Source organism: Hydrogenophilus thiooxidans (assembly GCF_019049855.1).
GTDB classification, from domain to species: Bacteria; Pseudomonadota; Gammaproteobacteria; order Burkholderiales; family Rhodocyclaceae; genus Hydrogenophilus; species Hydrogenophilus thiooxidans.
Genome location: NZ_JAHLSY010000017.1, coordinates 23,664 through 46,787 on the forward strand (window position 1 = coordinate 23,664; position 23,124 = coordinate 46,787).

General features: G+C 60.6%; 19 protein-coding genes. 10 read left to right on the forward strand and 9 right to left on the reverse strand.

Annotated features, from left to right (window positions below; translation table 11 throughout):
* The first annotated feature begins 8 nt into the window (after positions 1-8).
* Genes sufU through KUL93_RS08605 form a run of 4 tightly spaced genes read left to right on the forward strand, consistent with a single transcriptional unit; the run spans position 9 to position 1,795 of the window.
* Complete coding sequence (gene sufU, locus KUL93_RS08590; protein WP_217126642.1) at positions 9-467, forward strand: Fe-S cluster assembly sulfur transfer protein SufU; 459 nt, start codon at positions 9-11, stop codon at positions 465-467.
* Between the two features lie 5 nt (positions 468-472).
* Positions 473-1,024: a putative Fe-S cluster assembly protein SufT gene (sufT, locus tag KUL93_RS08595; protein WP_217126643.1), complete on the forward strand. Its 552-nt coding sequence runs from the start codon at positions 473-475 to the stop codon at positions 1,022-1,024.
* Positions 1,025-1,042: 18 nt separating this feature from the next.
* A complete protein-coding gene (locus KUL93_RS08600; protein WP_217126644.1) occupies positions 1,043-1,363 on the forward strand; it encodes a Rieske (2Fe-2S) protein in 321 nt (106 codons plus the stop codon).
* A 12-nt stretch (positions 1,364-1,375) separates the two neighbouring features.
* A complete protein-coding gene (locus KUL93_RS08605) occupies positions 1,376-1,795 on the forward strand; it encodes a HesB/IscA family protein (protein ID WP_217126645.1) in 420 nt (139 codons plus the stop codon).
* An 81-nt stretch (positions 1,796-1,876) separates the two neighbouring features.
* On the opposite strand, the gene prmB is transcribed toward KUL93_RS08605, so the two are convergent.
* Genes prmB through dapD form a run of 5 tightly spaced genes read right to left on the reverse strand, consistent with a single transcriptional unit; the run spans position 1,877 to position 5,995 of the window.
* Complete coding sequence (gene prmB, locus KUL93_RS08610; RefSeq protein WP_217126646.1) at positions 1,877-2,830, reverse strand: 50S ribosomal protein L3 N(5)-glutamine methyltransferase; 954 nt, start codon at positions 2,828-2,830, stop codon at positions 1,877-1,879.
* The gene (gene dapE / locus KUL93_RS08615) at positions 2,827-4,017 is read right to left on the reverse strand and encodes a succinyl-diaminopimelate desuccinylase (protein WP_217126647.1); all 1,191 of its coding nucleotides are present in this window, start codon (positions 4,015-4,017) and stop codon (positions 2,827-2,829) included. Before dapE ends, prmB begins: the two co-directional genes overlap by 4 nt.
* Positions 4,018-4,020: 3 nt before the next feature.
* Positions 4,021-4,692: an ATPase, T2SS/T4P/T4SS family gene (locus tag KUL93_RS08620; protein WP_217126648.1), complete on the reverse strand. Its 672-nt coding sequence runs from the start codon at positions 4,690-4,692 to the stop codon at positions 4,021-4,023.
* A gap of 6 nt (positions 4,693-4,698) precedes the next feature.
* Positions 4,699-5,136, reverse strand: coding sequence for a hypothetical protein (locus tag KUL93_RS08625; RefSeq protein WP_217126649.1), 438 nt, complete (start codon positions 5,134-5,136; stop codon positions 4,699-4,701).
* A 28-nt stretch (positions 5,137-5,164) separates the two neighbouring features.
* Positions 5,165-5,995, reverse strand: coding sequence for a 2,3,4,5-tetrahydropyridine-2,6-dicarboxylate N-succinyltransferase (gene dapD / locus KUL93_RS08630; protein WP_217126650.1), 831 nt, complete (start codon positions 5,993-5,995; stop codon positions 5,165-5,167).
* Positions 5,996-6,041: 46 nt separating this feature from the next.
* On the opposite strand from dapD, the gene smc reads away from it, so the two are divergent.
* From smc to galU, 4 genes are read left to right on the forward strand one after another with little or no spacing between them, the layout of a single operon-like run.
* Positions 6,042-9,569: a chromosome segregation protein SMC gene (gene smc / locus KUL93_RS08635; protein ID WP_217126651.1), complete on the forward strand. Its 3,528-nt coding sequence runs from the start codon at positions 6,042-6,044 to the stop codon at positions 9,567-9,569.
* 24 nt (positions 9,570-9,593) lie between these two features.
* Positions 9,594-10,679, forward strand: a complete 1,086-nt coding sequence (locus KUL93_RS08640; RefSeq protein WP_119335073.1) for a cell division protein ZipA C-terminal FtsZ-binding domain-containing protein — start codon at positions 9,594-9,596, stop codon at positions 10,677-10,679.
* A 12-nt stretch (positions 10,680-10,691) separates the two neighbouring features.
* Positions 10,692-12,815, forward strand: a complete 2,124-nt coding sequence (gene ligA / locus KUL93_RS08645) for an NAD-dependent DNA ligase LigA (protein ID WP_217126652.1) — start codon at positions 10,692-10,694, stop codon at positions 12,813-12,815.
* A 20-nt stretch (positions 12,816-12,835) separates the two neighbouring features.
* Positions 12,836-13,726: a UTP--glucose-1-phosphate uridylyltransferase GalU gene (gene galU / locus KUL93_RS08650; protein WP_217126653.1), complete on the forward strand. Its 891-nt coding sequence runs from the start codon at positions 12,836-12,838 to the stop codon at positions 13,724-13,726.
* Here the strand turns inward: galU and typA are convergent.
* Positions 13,723-15,555, reverse strand: a complete 1,833-nt coding sequence (typA, locus tag KUL93_RS08655; protein WP_217126654.1) for a translational GTPase TypA — start codon at positions 15,553-15,555, stop codon at positions 13,723-13,725. The two genes, galU and typA, sit on opposite strands and share 4 nt — an antisense overlap.
* 147 nt (positions 15,556-15,702) lie before the next feature.
* On the opposite strand from typA, the gene KUL93_RS08660 reads away from it, so the two are divergent.
* Together KUL93_RS08660 and KUL93_RS08665 are read left to right on the forward strand one after the other, a co-directional pair.
* Entirely contained in the window at positions 15,703-16,458 is a 756-nt protein-coding gene (locus tag KUL93_RS08660; protein ID WP_217126655.1) for an S-methyl-5'-thioinosine phosphorylase, read from the forward strand.
* A 113-nt stretch (positions 16,459-16,571) separates the two neighbouring features.
* Entirely contained in the window at positions 16,572-17,801 is a 1,230-nt protein-coding gene (locus KUL93_RS08665) for an HD-GYP domain-containing protein (RefSeq protein ID WP_217126656.1), read from the forward strand.
* A gap of 35 nt (positions 17,802-17,836) precedes the next feature.
* On the opposite strand, the gene KUL93_RS08670 is transcribed toward KUL93_RS08665, so the two are convergent.
* The 3 genes from KUL93_RS08670 to KUL93_RS08680 are packed head-to-tail and all read right to left on the reverse strand — an operon-like array spanning position 17,837 to position 22,886.
* Complete coding sequence (locus KUL93_RS08670; protein ID WP_217126657.1) at positions 17,837-18,973, reverse strand: ABC transporter permease; 1,137 nt, start codon at positions 18,971-18,973, stop codon at positions 17,837-17,839.
* A 3-nt stretch (positions 18,974-18,976) separates the two neighbouring features.
* Positions 18,977-21,832, reverse strand: coding sequence for a ribosome-associated ATPase/putative transporter RbbA (rbbA, locus tag KUL93_RS08675; RefSeq protein ID WP_217126658.1), 2,856 nt, complete (start codon positions 21,830-21,832; stop codon positions 18,977-18,979).
* Positions 21,822-22,886: an HlyD family secretion protein gene (locus KUL93_RS08680; RefSeq protein WP_217126659.1), complete on the reverse strand. Its 1,065-nt coding sequence runs from the start codon at positions 22,884-22,886 to the stop codon at positions 21,822-21,824. Before KUL93_RS08680 ends, rbbA begins: the two co-directional genes overlap by 11 nt.
* Between the last annotated feature and the right edge of the window lie 238 nt (positions 22,887-23,124).

A 23,124-nucleotide genomic window follows, 5' to 3' on the forward strand; every position in this document is an offset into this window, starting at 1 on the left:
GAGAGGGCATGGAACAGGAGCTGCGTGACCTCTACCAGGAACTGATCCTAGACCACAAACGGCGTCCGCGCAATTTTCGCGAAATGGCCGATGCAACCCGCACCGTCGAAGGACACAATCCGCTCTGCGGGGATCATCTCCGTCTGTTCGTCAAGCGGGAAGCGGGGCGCATCGTCGACGTCAGCTTCGTCGGTGAAGGTTGTGCGATTTCGACCGCGTCGGCTTCGCTCCTTACCGAAGCGCTCAAAGGCAAAACGGTCGAAGAGGCCGAAGCGCTCCTTGGCCAGATGGTGGAGTTACTGACGGCGTCCGAGGCGCCGCCAGACCCGATGGCGTTGGGGAAACTTGGCGTGTTGGCTGGCGTGCGTGACTATCCCAGTCGGGTCAAGTGTGCGATGCTGCCGTGGCGTACGCTGGAAGCGGCGCTTTCCAATGACGACGCTCCTACTGCGATTTCCACGGAGTGAGCGCAATGTTCGGAAATCACAGTGAAACGGTGGTGCTGACCCGCGACTGTCCCGTGATCGCAGTTCCCTCGGGCGAGCCCGCGATGTTGCCCGCCGAAACCGAGGTTGAGATCGTGCAAGCGTTGGGTGGCTCCTACACCATTCAACTCGGGTGGCGCCTCTTTCGCGTGGATGGGGCCGATGCCGATGCGCTGGGCAAAACGCCGCGTCCCAAACCGCAACTGCCCGAAGGGGCCGACGACAAGGCGGTCGAGGCGCTCGTCTGGGAGCAGCTCAAGACTTGCTACGACCCGGAAATCCCGGTCAATATCGTCGATTTGGGTTTGATTTACGACTGCCAGGTGATCCCGCAGAGCAACGGAAGCCGCCATGTCCAGATCAAGATGACACTTACCGCTCCCGCGTGTGGCATGGGGCCTGTTCTTGCCGAAGAGGTGCGACGGCGCGTGCTCGACGTGCCAACGGTCGAATCGTGTGATGTCGAACTGGTTTTCGACCCGCCGTGGGATCGCAGTCGGATGAGCGAAGCGGCGCGGCTTGCCACGGGAACTTACTGAACGAAACGGGGAGGTGCAATGAGCGATTGGGTAACAGTGGCAGCGGAAGACGATTTTGCGGTGGGTTCGTACCGTGTCGTGCTACTCGACGATGTCGAGGTGGTCGTGGTGCGGACCGCAACGGGGTTTTATGCCGTCGAAAATCGGTGCACCCACGCGGACGTCCCTCTGGCAGGTGGCGCGCTGCGGGACGAGACGATCACCTGTCCCAAACATGGCGCGCAGTTCTGTTTGAAAACGGGTGCGGCGCTCACGCCCCCCGCGGTTGAAGCGCTCACCACGTTTCCGGTTCGCGTCGCCAACGGATGGGTTCAAGTGCGTGACGCACGATGGGATTGAAGGAGTACGTGAATGGACGGAGCCACAGAAGAAAGAACGGTCACTGCGCCGATCGCGGAGGCATTGGCAAGGGGGGAGCGCCATCCTGCCCACGAACGCATCACAGTGACCCCGGCAGCTGCCGCCCATATCCGGAAAATGGTCGACAAAGCGCGGGCAGTGGGGCTTCGCATCGGAATCAAAAAGAGCGGCTGTTCCGGCTGGATGTACCACGTGGCATTGGCGGAATCGATCGGTGCCGACGATTTGGCCTTTTCGGTGCCCAATGAGACGTGGTGGGTAGTGGTCGATGCCGCGAGCTTTCCCTACCTCAAAGGGCTTACGATCGATTACCAAGGGGAGGGGTTGTCGCGTCGCTTGACCTACCACAACCCCAACGTCAGCGAAACGTGTGGTTGCGGCGAGAGTTTTGCCTTACCCCCATCTTCATGAAATCCGTTCGCGTGCTGTGGCGGGATGACCCCCTTTACCCGCGCGACCCGTCGTGCTGCAGTATTGTGATGGGAGTACGCTTTACCACGGTGCGGTGAGCGCGAAGACCGCTTCGGGGTGCCCCGCGGTGGCCAGCCACGTGAGCGGAAGTGGTGATTTTCCCGGTGCGGCAAGCGCTGCCTCTGCTTCGCGGCGGTTGTGGCCAACTTCCACGAGGAGTTTTCCGCCTGTCGTGAGGTAGCGCGGCGCGTCGGCAACGATGCGCCGCACGAGCGCCATCCCATCGTCGCCTGCGGCGAGCGCCAGTTGCGGTTCGTGTCGGAATTCGTCAGGAAGATTGGCCATCGCCTCTGTGGTGACGTACGGTGGGTTGGCCAGAATCAAGTCGAACGGTTCGCTGGCCGCACCCAGCGCGGCGAAGAGATCTCCCTGCATCAGCGCGATGCGTTCCGTAAGCCCATAACTTTCCACGTTGATTTGCGCAACCGCCAACGCCTCTGGTGACAGGTCGGTGGCGACGATCTGCGCGTTCGGGAACGCTTCAGCAGCCAGAATCGCCAAACAGCCGCTTCCCGTGCACAGTTCGAGTACGCGTGTGATCGCCGTGTTGGGTTTCTCGAGCCAGCGCGGCAGCGCCTCCGGCGCAAGGAGTTCGGCTAGGAACGAACGGGGAATGATCACCCGCTCGTCGACATAGAACGGTTTTCCCTGAAGCCACGCCTCGTTGAGGAGGTAAGCGGTGGGTACATGTGCTTCGGTACGAGCGGCAAGGAGTTCCGCTAAGTGGCTCCGTTCGTCGGGCAGCAATCGGGCGTCGAGCAGCATATCAAGCGCGTCGAGCGGAAGGTGGAGCGCCCGCGCAACCAGCCACCGCGCTTCGCAGAGCGCGTCGAGACACCCTTGGCCATAGGCGCATTCGGCGGTTTCCATCGCGGTGACGGCAAAACGGATCCAATCACGCACCGTTGTCAGGTTTTCTATGGCTGTTTCCCATTCGGTGCCCAGCGTGAGCGAAAAAGTTTCGTCGCTGTTCATACACCGTCCTCTCTGGCGAGCAGTTTGTGGAGCGTGCTTTCATAGATGCGCGCCAAGGGTTCGAGATCGGCAACGGCAATGCGCTCGTCGACCTGATGGATCGTCGCATTTACCGGTCCAAATTCGACCACTTGGGGACAGATCTGGGCGATGAAGCGGCCGTCTGAGGTGCCACCGCTCGTCGAGCAGGTGGGGGTCACGCCCGTCACAGCGGTGATCGCTTGGTGTAAAGCCGTAACCAACTCCGCTCGGGGGGTCAAAAACGGGCGCCCGGAAAGGGACCAGTCCAAGGTATAGCGGAGGTGGTGCCGGTTCAAAATCGCTTCGGTGCGCGCTATCAACTGTTCCGGTGTCTGTTCGGTACTGAAACGGAAATTGAAATCGACCGCGCAGGTGCCGGGGATGACGTTGGTTGCCCCCGTGCCGGCATGGATATGGGCCACTTGAAACGTGGTGGGCGGAAAATCGTCGTTGCCGTGATCCCAGACCGTGCTGCACAGTTCCGCAAGCGCTGGCGCCAAGCGGTGAACCGGATTGTCGGCAAGGTGCGGGTAGGCGACGTGCCCCTGTTTCCCCAGCACGGTGAGGTGCCCGGTGAGGGAACCGCGACGACCGTTTTTGAGGGTATCGCCCAAACGTTCGCTACAGGTCGGTTCGCCGACGATCGCATAGTCAAGCCTTTCCCCCCGTTGCGCAAGGAGATCGACGACGTGGCGCGTACCATACTGGGCAGGCCCTTCTTCGTCGGAAGTGAGGAGAAACGCGATCGAGCCCCGGTGGTTGGGGTGCGACGCAACGAAGCGGCTCGCGGCGACGACCATCGCTGCGAGCGAACTCTTCATGTCGGCCGCACCGCGGCCGTAGAGATAGACTACGCCGTCATCCCCTTCGGCAACCGTCGGCGTGAAAGGGGGAAAACGCCAGCGTGCCGAATCGCCCGGCGGAACGACGTCGGTGTGGCCAGCAAAAACGACACACGGTTGCGCTGTGCCGCGCCGCGCCCAGAGATTAGCGACCCCTGCGCAATCGAACCGTTCGCAGGAAAAACCGAGCGAAGTGAGCCGATTTGCGATGAGGTCAAGGCAACCCGCGTCGTCGGGCGTGACCGACGGGCGGGCAATCAGTGCTTTCGCGAGTTCCAACACCGGGCTCATCATGACCGAATCGCCGTTTTGCGCGTCCAACATGGTTCATTCGATCCGAAAGTGCGAGTCGTCTTTGACCCGGTTGCTGGGGCCGTTGTCGAGCCGCCAAGCCAGATTGCTGGGGGAATCGGCGTATTGCATCGCGACTTCGCGAGTGATCGCGCCGCTTTCCACCAGCTGCGCGAGCGCCTCTTCGAAACTTTTCATCTCGGCGGTGAGCGAGCGTTCGAGCGCTTCCCGGACAGCGAAGAGATTTCCTTTTTCGATCGCTTCGGCGATGAGTGCGGTGTTGAGCAAGATTTCGACCGCGGGATAGCGGCGACCGTTTTTCCCGGGAACCAACCGTTGCGCGACGATTGCGCGTAACGCACCCGCCAGGTCTCCGTAGAGGAGCGCGCGGCTCTCCAACGGAAAAAAGTTCACGATGCGGTTGAGCGCGTGATAGCTGGTGTTGGCATGGAGCGACGCGAGCACCAGATGTCCCGTGAGCGCGTATTGCAGTGCCGCTTCCATCGTTTCGCGCGTGCGGATCTCGCCGATCAAAATACAATCCGGTGCCTGCCGCATCGCGTTCTTGAGGGAATCGGCCCAAGAGTGGGTATCGGTACCGACGTCGCGCTGATTGACGATCGATTTCTTATGTTGAAAGAGGAACTCGATCGGGTCTTCGACCGTAAGAATATGGCCGCTGCGCTGCGCCGCGCGGGTGTCGACCATCGACGCCTACGTGGTCGATTTGCCGCTGCCCGTGGCCCCGACCACCAACACCAAACCGCGCTGCGCCATCGCCAGGTCGCGCAAAATCGGCGGCAGATGAAGCGACTCGAGCGACGGGATCGTCAATGGAATGTAGCGAAACACCGCAGCCGGGGTGCCGCGCTGCCAAAAGAGGTTGCAGCGGAAATTGCCGATACCGGGCAGTGGCAGCGAAAAGTTGAGCTCCCGCTCGCGGACGAACTGCGCCCAACGCGCTTCGTCAGCGACGAACGCCTGCAGCCACTCGGTGAGTTGGGGTGCGGTCAGTGGCTGGGCGTTCAAGGGTTGGGCGTTGCCTTCGATCCGAATCGTCACCGGCGCACCCGCACTCAGATAGACGTCGGACGCCCGTTTCGTCGCCATCAAGCGGAAGATTTTTTCGAAGGTCGGGGTGAGATGTGCCATCGGGAATGTGCTCAAGTCAGGTAAGGACTCAGGCACCGCGCAACAGTTCGTTGATCGCGGTTTTGGCGCGAGTTTGCGCATCCACCCGCTTGACGATCACCGCGCAGTAGAGGCTATAGCGTCCATCGGCGCTTGGCAACGACCCGGGGACGACGACCGAACCCGAAGGAACGCGTCCGTAATGGATTTCCCCCGTCTCGCGATCGAAAATTCGGGTGCTTTGTCCAATATAGACCCCCATCGAGATCACACTGTTTTCTTCGACCACCACCCCTTCAACGATCTCTGAACGTGCGCCGATGAACACGTTGTCTTCGATGATCACCGGGCCAGCTTGAACCGGCTCCAACACGCCGCCAATCCCGACACCACCCGAAAGGTGCACGTTTTTGCCGATTTGCGCGCATGAACCGACAGTTGCCCAGGTGTCGACCATCGTGCCTTCGTCGACATACGCGCCAATATTGACATAGCTCGGCATCAAGACGACGTTTTTGGCGATAAAGCTTCCGCGGCGGACCATCGCCTGGGGAACGACGCGACACCCAGCGGCGCGAAACGCCGCTTCGTCGTACGACGCGAATTTGGGGGCGACTTTGTCGAAATAGCGCGAAACTCCGTCATCCATCACCCAGTTTTCGTAGAGGCGGAAGGAGAGGAGCACCGCTTTCTTGACCCACTGATTGACCACCCAATCACCGACGCCGCGCCGCTCCGCAACCCGAAGCTCGCCACGGTCCAACCCGGCAATCACCGCATCCACCGCGTCGCGTACGTCTTGCGGAGCATTGGTCGGGGAAAAGCGGGTACGCTCTTCGAATGCCGCGTCGATGAGTGCTTGCGTCTCCTGCCAGTTCATTCCGCTTCCTTTCTTCCACCAGTGAATTCAAACGGCAAATGGTATCATGCGCGCCCAATGGTTGCATGAGGTGACGATGCGACTTTCCCGAATCCGACTCGCTGGCTTCAAAACCTTCGTCGAACCCACCGTGATTGCGGTCGATGCGCCGTTTGTCGCGATCGTTGGCCCCAATGGCTGCGGCAAGTCGAACGTGATCGACGCCGTGCGCTGGGTGCTTGGTGAAACGCGCGCTGCCAGTATGCGCGCGCAGACGATGAGCGACGTGATCTTCAACGGCAGCGCCGAACGCAAACCCGCAGCTCGCGCCAGCGTCGAGCTGATCTTCGACAACCTCAGCGAAGCACGGGTGGGCGCATGGGCGCGGTACGAAACCCTTTCGGTCAAACGGATCCTGACCCGAGAAGGCGAATCGAGTTATTGGCTCAACGGCCAGCGGGTGCGCCGCCGGGACGTTCTCGACCTCTTTTTGGGCACCGGTCTGGGACCGCGCGCCTACGCAATCATCGAGCAGGGGATGGTGAACCGACTGATCGAAGCCAAACCGGAAGAGTTGCGTCACCTCCTCGAAGAGGCCGCCGGGGTGACTCGGTACCGCGAACGCCGTAAAGAGACGGAAGCGAAGCTCCAGGAAACCGAAGCGCATCTCGCACGTCTCCGGGACCAGTTGGCGACATTACGCAGCAACGAAGCCCGACTCCAAGCCGAAGCGGAAACTGCCAAAACCTGGCGCAAATGGACCGCGCAAAAAACACGAACCGAGCGTCTTTTGTGGGCGTTGCGTCGGGTGCGTGCAGAGCGCGCCTTGGCCGAAGCTGAGTGTGCCGAAAGGGAAGCTGAGAAGCAACTGGCCGAATGGCGCGAACAGCAAACCGCGCTGTCACAGGAAAGAGCCGCGGCGCAAACCGCTTTTCAGGACGCTTCGCACGCGTTGGAAGCAGCACAGCAACACTACTATCAAATCCAGGCGCAGGTGGTGGAACTGCGCCACCAAGCGCAGAACGCTGCGATGCGACAAACGGCGTTGGCGCAGGAACGCGAAACGATCTTGGCCGAGCGCGCCCGTTGGGCAGCGGAACAGACGCGGGTGACCGAAGCGTTGCACGCGGCGCAGGAAGAGGTCGCGGTCTGTGAAGCGCGCTGGGAGGAGCTGCTCGAAGCCTGGGATGCCGCTCAGGAGGCGTTGCAAGCTGCCGAACGCGTTGCGCAACAAAAACACGCCGTCGAGAAACGTTTGCAGCACGAAAGGGATCAGCTCGACAGGCGCCTTGCGCAGGTGCGACTCCATCGGCAAACTGCTGAGCGGCAGCAGCAAAAGATTTTTACGCAGCGCGCGCACTTGCGCCAAGAGCTGGAATCCCACGACGACGCGCCTGCGGATTTGGCGCCGCTCCTTGCGGAACAGGCGGCGGTTCAGGAACAACGCGCTAGACTGGAACGTGCGTTGGCGCAAAGCGACGTCGAATGTACAGCGCTCGACACCGAAACGCGCCAAGCGGATGAGGCCCTTCGGTCCTGGCGCGAACAACGGGCGGAAGTGGTGGGTCGCGTGCGTAGCTTGGAAAAAGCATTGTCGCGGCATCGAAACGCTGCGGCCAAAGCGCACGCTGCGGAAAAGCCAGAACTCTGGCAGCAGATCGATGTGGCCCCTGAGTATGCTAATGCAGTTGCGGCCGCGCTCACACCGTGGATGCAGAGCATAGCCGCTACGCCGGATGGCGTATTGCCGAAGGGTGTAGGCTCGTGCGCCGTGCGGCGCGACGCGGTTCCCGAACGCACACCGAACGATCCGCCAAAGCCACCGGAAGGCGTCGTTGCCCTCCATTCGGTGATCACGACGTCCGATCCCGCGCTCGCATCGTGGCTGCGCGCAAAACTCGACAACGTCTGGCTGACCGAAACCCTTACTGCGGCAATCGACGCGTGGGTGGTCGCCCGTCACGCCATCGTCGTGACCCGTGACGGTGGGCAACTCACCCCTTGGGGCTGGATTCCTCGGAACGAATCCGATTCGGCGGCACAGGAAGCGACCCTGCTCGAACAGCGTGCCGAGCTCGCCGAATGGCAACAACGGTTGGTCGCCATCGAAAAAGAGATCGAGTCTGCCGAGCAGCATGCGGCGCTGTGTGCGGAACGATACCAAATTGCCCGGGAAAAGGGTGAAGCGCTGCGCGCTGAGCAGCGCCAAATCACACAGCACGAGCAGAAACTTGCATTGCAATTGGCGCAACGCAAAGAGCAGTTGGCGTGGGCAAAGCGCTGGCGCGCCGAACGTTTGGCGCGTCTTGCTGAGCTCGATGCCGAATGGGCGCGATTGCATGACGAGATCGCAGAGCGAAACGACGAAGAGGAAGCGCTGCTCGAGCAGCTCGCACTGCTGGACGAAGCGTTGGAGCGAGCGCGCACCGAGGCGCGCGGTGCGCAAAGCGCCTGGCAAGAGGCGCAACACACCGCGCACGCCCTGGCGCACGAGAAGCAGGCGCTTGCTGCGCAACAGCAACAGATGACCCGCCATTGCACGCTTCTTGCAGAGAGTCTTGCGCGAACGGAAACGGAGCGGCAACGGCTCGAGAGCCGCCTTGCGGCGCTTGAACGTGAAGCTGCTGCGCTCGATACTGGGCCGGCGCCAGAAACCGTGCGCGCCTTAGAGGCGCAACTTGATGAAGCCGAACAAGCCGTCCGGACGGCGCGTGAAGCCGTGAAAGCCGCAGAAGCGCACTATCGGGCGATAGAGCGGCAGGCGCAGGCCCACGAACAGGCACGAGACGCGCTCGAAACGGCGTGGCAACAGGCGCACGATGCGCGCGTTGCTGCGGAAATGGAAGTGGCGCGGTGGCAAGAGGCTTTAGCGGCGGCGGAGGTCGATTGGGACGCGTTGCGTGTCCAGCTTCCCCACCTCGACGAACAGCAGCTCGAAAGCGAATTGAAACGACTCACCGCAGCGATCGATGCGCTCGGGCCAGTGAACCACGCGGCGTTCGCTGCACTCGAAGCGCTCACCCAGGAGATCGACGCATTGCAACGCCAAGTCGATGATATCGCTGCTGCCGAACAGACCTTGCGGGAAGCGATCCGTACCATCGACAAAGAGACGCGGGAAGCGTTGCAACAGACCCACCGCGTAGTCAATCGCGCCTTTTCCGAACGCTTCTCGCAACTTTTTGGTGGCGGGCAAGCGCAATTGGCGCTGACGGGAGACGAAATCCTCGACGCCGGCGCACAGATCATCGCACAGCCGCCCGGCAAAAAGAACGGCACGATCCAGCTCCTCTCTGGCGGCGAGAAAGCTTTGACTGCGATTGCGCTGGTTTTCGCCTTTTTCGACCTCAATCCCGCGCCGTTTTGCATTCTCGACGAGGTCGACGCGCCGCTGGACGACGCCAATACCCAGCGCTATGCGGCGCTGATTCGCACGATGGCAGAACGAACCCAGTTCCTCGTGATCACCCACAACAAACTGACGATGGCCGCAGCGGATCGTTTGGTTGGGGTGACGATGCGCGAGCAAGGGGTTTCCCGCACAGTGGACGTCGACGTGGAACGTGCCGTACAATTGGCGCAACCGGCCGTATAACCTTCGGCGTTAGGAACCGATTCGATGGATACCCAACTGTTGCTTGCCTTGGGGGGGGTCGCTGCACTGGCCGGCGTAGGTTTTTGGGCCTACACCGCGTGGCAGACCCACCAACACCGCAAAAAGATCGAACAGAGCTTTGCGCGTCCCGACGAGGCGCGTTCGCTGGAAGTGGAACCGGAAGGGCGGCTCAACCCGTTTGGCCCAGTGAAACGAAGCCGCGTGGTGCGCGAAAACGAACCGGAGCTGCCGGTCGAACCCCGTCCCGAACACCCGCCAGAACACCCGCGCCACCTCCACCGGCGGGTGGACCTGATGGTGGAATTCACCGCGAGCGAACCGATCGATCTCGCGCGGCTGCGTGAAGTCCTGATCGCCGAATTCCGCGACGCCGACAATTTGCCGATGCGCTGGTACTTTTTCGACGACGCCAACAACGACTGGGAACTCGTCACGATCGAAAGCAATGGCACGCCGCACAAAATCCTAGCGGCACTCCAACTCTGTGATCGTTCCGGCCCGATCGGCGAGCGGGAATACCTGCGCTTTATCGGGGGTGCCGAGCGGGTTGCCGACCAATTGGGTCTGGCGCTCGGTCGCATCGATTCGCGTACGCAGGTATTGCGCTTGGCGCAAGAACTGGATCGTTTCTGCCACGACGTCGATCTGCAAATCGCGATCAACCTCAAACCCCGTGAAGGGACGATGCGTGGCACCAAAGTTCGCGCCGCCGCCGAGGCGTACGGCATGCGGCTCGACGCCGATGGCGTTTATCGCCTCTACGACGACAATGGCGCGGTCCTCTTCGCACTCATGGACGCGACCGGAGAGCCGTTCATCGCTGCCGAAATGCGCGTCCGCCAAGTCCCCGCACTGACGCTCGTTCTCGAAACCGCGCTCATCCCGTCGGCTGCCGTCTTCGACCGGATGATCGCGTTCGCGGAAAAATTGACGAAAACGCTCGAAGCCGAAATCGTCACCGACGACGGGGCTCCGCTTTCCCCCGAAGCGCTCAAATGGCTCCGGGGACAAGTAGAGTCGAGCCACGAACGGATGCGGCAATTCGAAGTGCCACCGGGTGGCACGGTTGCGCAACGCCTCTTTGCCTAAGGAGAAGCGGCATTGTCGTTACAGCGCACCCGAACGATTCCCGGCGCGGTTCGTGAACGCGTTGCAACCCTGCGCGAAACGATCCGGCGCTTGGATTACGCCTATTATGTGCGCAACGAACCCTTGGTCCCGGACGCCGAATACGATCGGCTTTTTCGGGAACTGGAAGCGCTGGAAGCGCAGTATCCGGAATTGATCACCCCCGATTCGCCCACGCAGCGCGTGGGGGGGACGCCGGCACCCGAATTTCGCGAAGTGACCCATGAGATCCCAATGTTGTCACTCGCGAACGCGTTTACCCCAGAAGAGGTTATTGCGTTCGATCGCCGCTGCCGCGAAGGGTTGGGCGTCACCGCGGTGCGGTACGCCTGTGAACCCAAATTCGACGGTGTTGCGATTTCGCTCCTCTACGAAAACCGCGTGCTGACCCGCGCGGCAACCCGCGGCGATGGGTTCAAAGGGGAAGAGGTCACCGCTAACGCCCGGACCATTCGCACGATCCCGTTGCGTTTGCCCGACGAAGCGCCAAAGCTTCTCGAAGTACGCGGCGAAGTGGTGATGACTCATGCCGATTTTGCCGCACTCAACGCACGCCAGCTTGCTGCGGGCGAAAAGACCTTCGCGAACCCACGAAACGCCGCATCGGGAAGCTTGCGCCAGCTCGACCCCAAAGTCACTGCGAAACGGCCGCTGCGCTTTTACGCTTACCAATGGGTTCGCGCCGAAGGGGTCGATGCGGCCCCGGAAACCCATTCCGAAGCGCTCGAACGTCTAGAGCGGTTCGGCTTCCCGGTTTCCGAATGGCGCCAGACCGTGGTCGGTGCCGAAGCGCTGCTCGACTACTACCAGAAGATGCTGGCGCGCCGCGACCAACTCCCCTTTGATATCGACGGCGTCGTCTACAAAGTCGATGCGTTTGCCGACCAAGAACGGCTGGGGTTCGTTGCGCGCGCCCCCCGTTGGGCGATCGCGCACAAATTCCCCCCGCAAGAGGCAGTGACGCAACTTCTGGCAATCGATGTCCAAGTGGGGCGCACCGGTGCGCTGACTCCGGTGGCGCGCCTTGCCCCGGTTGCGGTTGGCGGCGTTACCGTTGCGAACGCGACGCTCCACAACGAAACGTTCATCCGGCAGCAAGACATTCGCATCGGCGACTGGGTCGTCGTGCGCCGTGCCGGCGATGTGATTCCCGAAATCGTCCGCTCCCTGCCCGAGCGGCGACGTAGCACGGAGCAGGTGTTCACGCTGCCATCGCACTGTCCCGTTTGTGGCTCGCACGTCGAACGGGATCCCGAAAAAGCGATCGCCTACTGTACCGGCGGACTCTACTGTCCCGCGCAACGCAAACGGGCAATCGAACATTTCGCGAGCCGCCGAGCGATGAACATCGAAGGGTTGGGCGAAAAACTGATTGCCGAACTCGTCGATCGGGAATGGGTGCGCAACCCAGCCGATCTCTACGATCCTGAGCGGATCTCCGTCGATCGGTTGGCCACTTTACCCCGGATGGGACCGAAGTCGGCCGCAAACCTCATCGCCGCGATCGAGCGCAGCCGCCATACCACGTTGCCCCGTTTCCTCTACGCCCTGGGGATTCGTAACGTGGGCGAAGCCACGGCAAAAGATCTGGCGCGCCATTTTGGTTCGCTCGATGCCCTCATCGCAGCGACCGAAGCCGATCTGATGGCGGTGCCGGAAATCGGTCCGATCGTCGCCGCGTCCATCTGGCAATTTTTTCATGAACCCCATAACTTGGAAGTCATCGCCGCGCTCAAGCGCCATGGGGTCACCTGGACGGAAGGGAAACCCCTTGCGGCAACATCGGTTTCGCCTCAGGCAGCGGTGCCCGTACCAACCGCTCAGAGTGAGGCAAGCCAATCCAACGCATTGGCGGGCCTGACGTTCGTGCTCACTGGTACCTTGCCCACGCTCACGCGCGACGCGGCGACTGCGCTCATCGAGGCGCACGGTGGCAGGGTAAGTGGGTCGGTATCGAAAAAGACGAGTTACGTCGTTGCGGGCGAAGCCGCAGGGAGCAAATTGGCGAAAGCAGAAGCGCTGGGAATTCCGGTCCTCGACGAAGCAGGGCTCATGCGCCTCATCGCGGAAAAACGTGATTCAACTTCAGCTATTTGACTAAAAATGAGGAGAAAACGATGGCTCGACCTTTGGTACGCAAAGCGGTTTTTCCCGTCGCCGGGATGGGAACCCGTTTTCTGCCCGCAACCAAGGCAAGTCCCAAAGAGATGCTGCCGATCGTCGATAAGCCGCTGATCCAGTATGCGGTGGAAGAGGCGGTTGCAGCGGGCATTACCGAACTCATTTTCATCACTGGGCGCACCAAGCGCTCGATCGAAGACCACTTCGACAAAGCTTATGAGCTGGAATCGGAACTCGAGCAGCGGGGCAAACGCGCGCTCTTGGAAGTGGTGCGTAAGACCGTCCCCCAAGGGGTGACCTGCATCTATATTCGGCAACCCGAGGCGTTGGGGTTGGGCCATGCAGTCCTGTGCGCGCAACCAGTGGTCGGCAGCGAACCCTTTGCGGTGCTCCTTGCCGACGACCTCTGCGACAACAACGATGGCAAACCGGTGCTCCAGCAGATGGTCGAGGTCTTCGCGTACCACCGTTGTTCGGTGCTGGGGACGATGACGGTACCGCGCGAGCAGACCAAGCAGTACGGAATCGTCAGCACCGATCCGTGTGAGCAGGGCAATACCCGGCGCATCCGCGCGATCGTCGAAAAACCCGAACCCGAAAAGGCCCCGTCGACGCAAGCGGTGGTTGGCCGCTATATCCTCACTGCGGCGATCTTCGACCACCTCAAACGGATCCAACCAGGTGCTGGGGGAGAACTCCAGCTCACCGACGCGATCAGTTCGCTGCTCAAAGAAGAGGCTGTGCTTTCCTACGCGTTCGAAGGGGTGCGCTACGACTGCGGCTCGAAAGCCGGGTATCTTCAAGCCACCGTCGAGTTCGCCTTGCGCCATCCCGAGGTGGCCGAAGCGTTTCGCGCCTATCTCAAAGAGCGCGTTGCGGCGCTCTAATCGCTGTCGCTGCGCGCGGCTTTACGCCGTTCGTGCTCTTTGAGAAGCCGTTTGCGCAGCCGAATACTCGTCGGCGTGATCTCGACCAGTTCGTCGTCATCGATGAATTCGACTGCGCGCTCCAAAGTCAGTTCGATGGGCGGCGTGAGGCGCACCGCCTCATCGGAACCCGAGGCGCGAATGTTGGTGAGCTGCTTGGTCCGCACCGGATTGACGACCAGGTCGTTTTCTCGGCTGTGGATGCCGATGATCATCCCTTCATAGACTGGGTCGCCCGGTTTCACGAACATGCGCCCGCGTTCTTGGAGTTTCCAGAGCGCGTATGCCACACATTCGCCATCTTCCTGTGAGACGAGGACGCCGTTGCGCCGCCCGGGGATCGGTCCGGCGTACGGCGCATAGTCGTCGAAGATGTGACTCATGAGCCCCGTGCCGCGGGTCAGCGTCAGAAACTCGCCTTGGAAACCGATTAGTCCGCGTGCCGGAATGCGGTATTCCAACCGCACCCGCCCTTTGCCGTCGATCTGCATATCGAGGAGTTCGGCGCGTCGGCGGCCCAACTCCTCCATCACCGCCCCTTGGTGCCCTTCTTCGATATCGACGGTGAGGCGTTCAAACGGCTCACACCGCAGCCCCTCGATCTCTTTGAAGACGACCCGCGGCCGACCGACTGCCAATTCGAACCCTTCCCGTCGCATGGTTTCGAGCAAAATGGTCAAATGGAGCTCGCCGCGACCCGAGACTTCGAACTGCTCTGCCGATTCGCCACCGAAGTCGACCCGCAGTGCGACGTTGCGCAAAAGCTCTTTCTCCAGCCGTTCGCGAATCTGGCGGCTGGTCACATATTTTCCTTCGCGCCCGGCAAGCGGCGAGGTGTTGACCATGAAGGTCATCGTCAGCGTCGGCTCGTCGATGGCGATCGGTGGTAGCGGCTGCGGATCGTCCGGGTCACAGAGGGTGACCCCAATCCCGATGGTGTCGATTCCGCTTACCATCACGATGTCGCCTGCGGCGGCTTCGGGAATCGGGATTCGCTCCAAGCCGCGAAACCCGAGGATTTGGCCAACCTTGGCCTTGGCTAAAAACGTTTCGCCGCGATAGACCGCGACCTCTTGATTGGGGCGCAACACCCCTTGTTTGATGCGACCGATCCCCATCTGCCCCAGATAGTTCGAGTGGTCGAGCGAAGCGATCAAAAGTTGGAGCGGCGCGTCGCGGTCTACGGGAGGTGGCGGTACATGGGTGAGGATCGCCTCGAAAAGGGGGCGCATGTCGCTCGAAGGGGTTGCGATGTCGCGCGTCGCGTAACCGTTCAGCGCAGACGCATAGACGACAGGGAAATCGAGCTGCTCGTCGCTGGCGTCGAGTTCGGCGAAGAGATCGAACGTGGCGTTGATCACCCAGTCGGGGCGTGCTCCTGGGCGGTCGATTTTGTTGATCACGACGATCGGTTTCAACCCCAGAGCGAGCGCCTTCTGCGTGACGAAACGCGTTTGCGGCATCGGCCCTTCGACCGCGTCGACCAAAAGCAAGACGCCATCGACCATCGAAAGCACCCGTTCGACCTCACCACCGAAATCGGCGTGACCGGGGGTGTCGATGATGTTGATCAGCGTTCCTTCATAAGTGATCGCGCAGTTTTTCGCCAAAATGGTGATGCCGCGCTCACGCTCCAGTTCGTTGCTGTCGAGGATCCGTTCTCCGACGGTCTGATGGGTGGCAAAGGTGCCTGACTGTTTCAACAGCTGGTCGACCAGTGTCGTTTTGCCGTGGTCGACGTGCGCGATGATCGCGATGTTGCGAATCGCGGGGAGGGTGTGGGTCGTCATAAACGAACGCTTTCGTACGATTTGGTGCCAGAGGAGCGCATTATACGGGCAAGGGTGCTGTTGCGGCGGTCGCGCACGCCCTTACCTTGCAATGAAGCGTGGACAACCCGGTACAATGTGCGCTTTCGATCAACTGGGGGCAGGCCCATGCTGGCTGTGATTGGCGGTAGCGGTCTTTCGAATCTCACGAATCTCGAACGGCTTGGGCAGCGGGTCGTACGCACCCCCTACGGCGAACCGTCTGGTGTCCTCACCTTTGGTCGCCTGGGGTGTGAAGAGATTGTTTTCATCGCCCGCCACGGCTACGGCCACACGATTGCTCCCCATCGGATCAACTACCGCGCCAACCTGTGGGCGTTGAAGCACGTCGGGGCGACGCGCGTAATCGCAGTGGCCTCTGTGGGGGGCATTGCGCCACGCTTTTCCCCTGGAACGCTCGTCGTGCCGCACCAAATCATCGACTATACCTGGGGGCGGGTGAGCACCTTTTACGACGGTCCTGACGATCCGGTGGTGCATATCGACTTCACCCAACCCTTCACCCCTGCGCTTCGGGAAGCGCTCTTGCATGCCGCTGCCATGTGCCACGAACCGGTGCTCGATGGTGCCGTGTACGCCTGTACACAAGGGCCACGACTGGAGACCGCAGCGGAAATCGAGCGGTTGGCGCGGGATGGTGCCGATCTCGTCGGAATGACCCTGATGCCGGAAGCGGTGCTTGCCCGAGAAATCGGGCTCGAATACGCGGCGTTGAACGTCGTCGCCAACTGGGCAGCCGGGCGGGGTGACGCGAAAGAACGGATCGCGTTCGACGCATTGCAGCGCGAACTCGAACGGTCAATCGATCGCGCAAAACGCATCCTCGAAGCGTTTTGCCATCTGTGCGCACCATCAACCCAGTAGTTGCGAATTGCGTGGTCGCCGTTTATAGTAAAGCCATTGTTGGATGGATGAGGTGAGGGGTGAGGGTGCCGCACTGGTTTCATAGCAGTTTTGCCCGCCAAGCTGCAATACGCATGGCCAGCGTCGCTTGCCTGGTTGCGCTCTTCGTAGGCTACGTTGCCTGGCACTTCGAAATCGAAGCCCAAGAAGAGGCGACAGTCCGTTTGGCGGAAGAGGAAGCCCAACGCGCGTTGGGTCACCTGGTGCGAGGCGTGTCCGATATACCGGAAAAAACCGCGCAGAAACTCGCGGATTTGTTGACGGGCGGTCTCTTTGACATCGCAGAAATTTACGGTCCAAACGGCAAACTCGCCGAGTCCTTGACTCCTATCGGTGAAGCGGTCGAAAAGCAGTTGCCCAAACATCCCTTGCCCAAGGGGAGCCAAGCAACCTACGAGAGTATTCACCTTTCGAATGGCGATTCTGTCTGGATTTTGCGGATTTTTGTTCCTTTAGCTGCGCGACAAACCGATAGCCACGATGCCATTGCTTTCATGGAAGGGGTGCGGGTCGTTCCGGCGTGGCAGCGGACCTTGATCGAAGAACAAGCTGCTTTTTCCGCATTGACCGCGGCATTGGCCGCGCTGCTGTGCGGTGCGGTGCTCTACCCAATCGTCGTTTGGTTGGCGCGGGATAACGAAAAGAAGAAGGAGGAGGTGCTCGACTCCCATATTGCGATGATGGAATCACTGGGCCGCGCGATTGCAAAACGCGATTCGGATACTGGGGCACACAACTATCGGGTAGCCTGGTTGGCAGCACAAATCGCGGAAGCAATGGGGTTACAGGGCGCTGCGATGCAGTCACTGATAGCCGGGAGTTTCCTCCATGACGTTGGCAAAATCGCGATTCCCGATGCCATTTTGCTCAAACCAGGCAAATTGACCTCGGAAGAGATGGAGATCATGCGAACCCACGTTACCGAAGGGGTTGAGATCGTTCAAGGCGCAGGTTGGCTGGAAGGGGCGCGTGATGTGGTGGGCGGGCACCACGAAAAATGGGACGGGAGCGGTTATCCCCGTGGCCTTGCGGACGAAACGATTCCCCTTGCAGCTCGTATTTTTGCAGTTGCCGACGTTTTCGACGCCTTGACCTCAAAACGACCGTACAAGGAACCGTTCTCTTTCGAAAAAGCGATGTCGATTTTGCACGAGGGGGTAGGGAGCCATTTCGATCCGGAGGTCCTTTCAGTTTTTCAGGGCATGGCAGCAGACCTCTACCGTGAGATTGCCAACGCGGACGAAGCAAAAGGAAAAGCGATGCTCGAAGCAGTCATCCGCAAGCATTTTGCTTGCGCTTCCTAACCTTCCGTTTGCGTACGGACAAAGAGACGAAGGCGTTACCGCAAACTCGCGCGAAAACGCTTGAGTGCCATCGTGAAAAAGAGCGCGCCCAGCAGCAGCGTCATCGCAAGGTCCAGCCAAACACGGTCAAGCGGCGCGTTCCGATAAAGCAGCCCTTGCGCCAAGCGGACGAAGTAGGTGTTGGGAGCCGCGAGCATGATCTGCTGCACCAATTCCGGCATGCTTTCGCGCGGCGTGACCGCACCCGAAAGGAGTTGTAACGGAATCACCACCAGAATTACCAAGAGTCCGAACTGCGGCATCGAACGGGAAATGGTGGCCAACAAAACCCCCAGAGAAGCGGCGGCAAACTGGAAAAACGCCGCAGCGACGAGAAAGCGCAGCACACTGGCCGCGGTGATTGGCACTCCCAGCACCCCCTGAACGACCAGCCACAGCGAAATCGAAACACCGATCAGCACCACGATTCCGTTTGCGACGATCTTGGCCACCAGGATCTGCCACGGGTGGAGCGGCAGCACCAAGAGGTGTTCGATCGTGCCGTGCTCCCGTTCGCGGATCAACGCCGCCCCCACGAGGACCACGGTGAGGATCGTCACCATGTTGATGATCTCCATCACCCCGCCGAACCACAGGCCGATCAGATTGGGGTTGAAACGAACGCGCACCACCAAGTCGACCGGTTGTGGCGGCAGCATCGCCCGTCCTTCGGCCCATTGGCGAATCGTGTCACTGACGATTTGCGTGAGATAGGTCTGCCCCAGAAACGCTTGGGTCATCACTGTTGCGTCGATCCACAGGGCGATTTCGGTGGTACGGCGTGCAACGAGGTCGGCTTGAAAATCGGGGGGAATGACCAGCACGAAACTGACCTCGCCGCGATCGAGGAGGGCATCGACCTCGTTCCAGGTGATAAAACGCGGCGGGAGGAATTGTGGCGGGCGTATTGCCGCAGCGATACGCGCCGAGAGCGCGGAGTGGTCGTGATCGACGATCGCGATCGGCGCGTTGTGCAACTCTTTGGAAACGCCCGCAGCGGCTGCATAGATTGCGCCCGTGAAGGCCCAAACGATGAGCACGAGCAGCACTCGGTCTCGCCCCAGGCTTTGCAGCTCTTTGGCAATCAGCGCAAGGACCGGGCGGAGGAGGGAAATCGTCTTGTCGTTTGCCATCGATCACGCTTCCTGCTTGGGTAGACGCCAGATCGCGACGGCACTGGTGGTGAGCGTAAAGAGTGCCAGCCAGATGAGTTCGTTGGCCAAAGTATCGCCGTCGAGCGCTTTGGTGATCACCCCGCGGCAGATCGTCAAATAGTGGCTAACCGGAAAGCCTTCTCCGATCCACCGTGCGATTCCTTCACTTGCCGAAACCGGCGTGGTTAGGCCGGAAAACTCGATGCTGGGGAGCATCGTCAAGATGGCGGTGCCAAAAAGTGCTGCCACTTGCGTGCGTGTCATGGTCGAAATCAGCAGGCCAAAACTGGTCGTAGCCAGAAGGTAAAGGAGTGTTGCGACGGCAAGGAAAAGGAGGTCGCCTTTGAGGGGGACGCCATACCCCCAACGGGTTTGCACCAGGAGCAGCAAAAAGGCGACGAACGAGACGGCGATGTACGGCAGCTGTTTGCCCAAAAGAAACTCGGCGCGACGCAGTGGCGTGACGTAGAGATTCACGATACTGCCCAATTCCTTTTCGCGCACGACGGCAAGCGCGGTGAGAATCGCGGGAATGAAGATGAGCAGCAAGGGAATCACTGCGGGCGCCATCGCATTCACCGAGCGCAATTCGGGGTTGTAGCGATAGCGCACCACCAATTGAACCGGAAGTGTGGCATCGACGCCGCGTGTCAGTTTTTGCCATTGCCCTAGGATCGCCCGATGAACCGCAAGAGCATACCCTCGCGCGGTCTCACCGCGAAAAGGCATCGAACCGTCGATCCACACGCCCAGTTCGACGCGCCTGCCGCGATGAAGATCTGAGCCGAACCCTGGTGGGAACGCATACCCCACCGCGGCGCTGCCGTTCTGAAGCGCGGTCTGGAGCGCGTCGAGGGTGGGCACGGCTCCGATCACTTCGAATTCAGGTGTCGCGTCGAGTTGCGCGATGTAATCGTGGCTTTCTGCACTCTGATCGCCGTCATAAACGACGACGGGTAGGCGATCGACATCGAGCGAAATGCCGCTAGCCAAAACGAACATTAAGACGACCGCACCCAAAAGGGCAAAAAGCAGCCGGATGGGGTCACGCATCAGTTCGCGCCACTCTCGTTTGGCGACACTCACCAGCCGCTGAAGGGAAAAATGCCGTTGAGGAGGACGCACGCGGTTCGAATCGGTCGCTTGGCGAAGCGGTTCGATCCGGTTTTGGGCGGGACCCGCCAAACGCGCTGAGGGTTGGTTCTCCTTTTTTCCCCGAGCCATAAGAGGAGCAGCCTCGACCCATTTCGCCTCTTCTGCTTCGAGCGCACGGATGAACGCTGTTTCCAACGAATCTGCCTGATAGTGCGCGATGATCCGGTCCGGCGTATCCTGAATCAAAACCTTGCCGGCGTGCATCAAGGAGATGCGATCGCATCGCATCGCTTCGTTCATGAAGTGGGTGGAGAGGAAGATCGTTACCCGCTCACGGCGCGAAAGGGTGTAGAGCAATGCCCAAAACTGGTCCCGCGCCACGGGGTCGACACCTGAAGTCGGTTCGTCGAGGATCAGGACTTTGGGTCGGTGGAGCACCGCGACGGCAAGCGACAGGCGTTGTTTGACACCCAAAGGGAGCGCCTCAGCCGTGTGATCCCGATAGCGGGCCAGGTCGAATTGGCTGAGGAGGGATTCGATCCGTTCGTGCGCCTCACGTTTCGGCATCTGGAAAATGCGCGCGTGCAGCCACAGGTTGGCTTCGACGCTCAATTCCTGATAGAGGGAAAATTGTTGCGTCATGTAGCCAACGAGACGCCGTGTGGCCAGATCGTTGGGTGCGAGCGGCTTGCCAAAAAGGCGAGACACGCCCTCGGTGGGCGGCAACAGCCCGGTGAGCATTTTCATCGTGGTGGTCTTGCCACAACCGTTCGAACCCAGAAAACCAAAGATTTCGCCTTCGCGAATGGCAAAAGAGACGTGATCAACCGCAGTGAAATCACCAAAACGTTGGGTGAGCCCTTCGGCGGCGATGACGATGGGGCGTTCGTCTGCGGTGGTTGGGGCGTCTTCGTGCGCCTCTCGAGGTGTGACGGACGTCGCTTCAGTCGAGAGGGGGCGCGACACCGTGCCATCGTCGTGCGCATGGGTCATCAAACGGGCAAATGCGGCTTCGAGGGTTGCTGTGTGTGTCGCGTGCTTGAGCGCTTCCGCGTCTCCTTGTCCGATGATCCGACCACCGTAGAGCGCCAGAAGGTGCGCAAACCGTTCTGCCTCTTCCATGTATGCTGTGGCGACAATTACACGCAGTTGTGGCCGTTCCGTTTGAAATTGCGCGATTAAGTCCCAGAAACGGCGACGGGAGAGGGGGTCGACGCCGGTGGTGGGTTCGTCGAGGATGAGCCAATCGGGGTCATTGATGAGCGCGCAACAGAGCGAGAGTTTTTGCTTCATCCCGCCGGAGAGTTTTCCCGCGGGGCGGTTGCGAAAGCGCCAGAGATCGGTGGCGGTGAGCAGGCGTTCGATCGTTTGTGAGCGGTACGGCTCCGTGAGCGCGAAGAGATCGGCAAAATGGGTGACGTTTTCCCAGACGGAGAGGGTGGGGTAGAGATTTTTACCGAGCCCCTGAGGCATGTATGCAATGCGTTCTTGAAAACGCTGCCGCTCTTGCCGCACGTGCAGATCGTACCCGTCGAAGCGAACGGTCCCGCTTTGCAGCCGTTTTGCCGTTGCCAAAAGTCCCAACAAGGTCGATTTGCCCACTCCGTCGGGTCCGATCACGCCATAGGTACGTGCTGGGGGAAGCGCCAGCTCGGGAACGGATAGCGCGACCGTCTCACCGTAGCGGTGCGTGACGTTGCGCAGAACGATGAGGGGTTGGTCGGTAGCTGCGTCAGCGTGCATCGTCGCCGTGTCGCGGTTCGGTCACCAGAATGCGGGCTACTGCCGGAAGTCCACCGAACAGCGCATCGCGGTGCTGCCGGAGCCAATCCGCGTCGGCCGCTACCCGCACGCGGAAACTCAGTTTGGCCCGTTCGTCAGCGGTTTCGACGAATTTGGGGGTGAACTGCGCTTCGGGCGAGACGAATACGACTCGCGCGGGAATAACGCGATCGGCTGGCCACCCTTCGGGGGCGATTTCGGCGGGTTGCCCCAACGCGACATCGCGCATTTGGGTGGGGGTCAAAAAGATGTCGATGTAGAGATCGAGCGGATCGACGAGTGAAATCAGGGCAGCACCCGCGGGGATCACTTCACCAGGGAGCACGTAGCGCTTGAGCACCCGTCCAGCGATCGGGCTCAACACTTGGGTATCGGCCAGCTTGCTGTCGATGACGTTGAGCTGCGCTTTGGCCGCGTCGACCTGCGCGGCAGCCAGTGCCACCCGTTTTTCGGCGAGATCGAGCGCGGTTTGTGCATTGACCCACGCCGTTCGGGCGCGATCGAGCTGATCTGAAGAAGCAAATTTTTGTTGCTGTAACTCCTGAGTGCGTTGATAGCTCGCCCGCGCAAGTTCCAAATCGGCTGCTGCTTTGCGGCGTGCGGCTTGGGCTTCGGCGAACGCGCGCTCGGCAACGGTTACTTGCGCTTCGATCGCTTCACGTTGCGCTTTGAGTTCGCTGCTATCGAGCGTGACCAGAAGTTGATCTTTCTCGACCCAGTCGCCTTCGCGTACGGTCACCGAAATCACCTTACCGGGAATCTTGCTAGCCAGGTCATACTGGCGCAATTCGAGACGACCGTTGCCGATGGGTAGATGCTCAGTGGCATGGTCGCGCAACCAGCCGCGTTCGATCAGCCGGGCCTTGAGCCGTTGCCAAGCCGTCAAATGCTCGGTGTCATCGGCAGCTACCGAATAACCGATCCAAGATGTACTCAACACCGCTGCGACAAACGCGGCACGAAAGCGGATGCGCGAGTGGGCTTGTCGTTGGGGCCTAGGAGGTTGATCGAACATAGCGTGTTGAACTCGATTATGAACTTATGGTCATTATAGCGCTGATACTGTCTCAGTCAATTACCGTAAGAATATGTATTATGTAAAATCAAGCATTGGGTGATCCCGGCTGGTTCGTTGAGTGCTTGTTCCGACCGCTACATCCCCCACACGCCGATCGTTTGCTCGGCTTTTCCGGGCCACGGGTATTCGCGCTGCCAGATGCGCGCTTCCCACGGGATTGCGTCGCGGCGGTCGA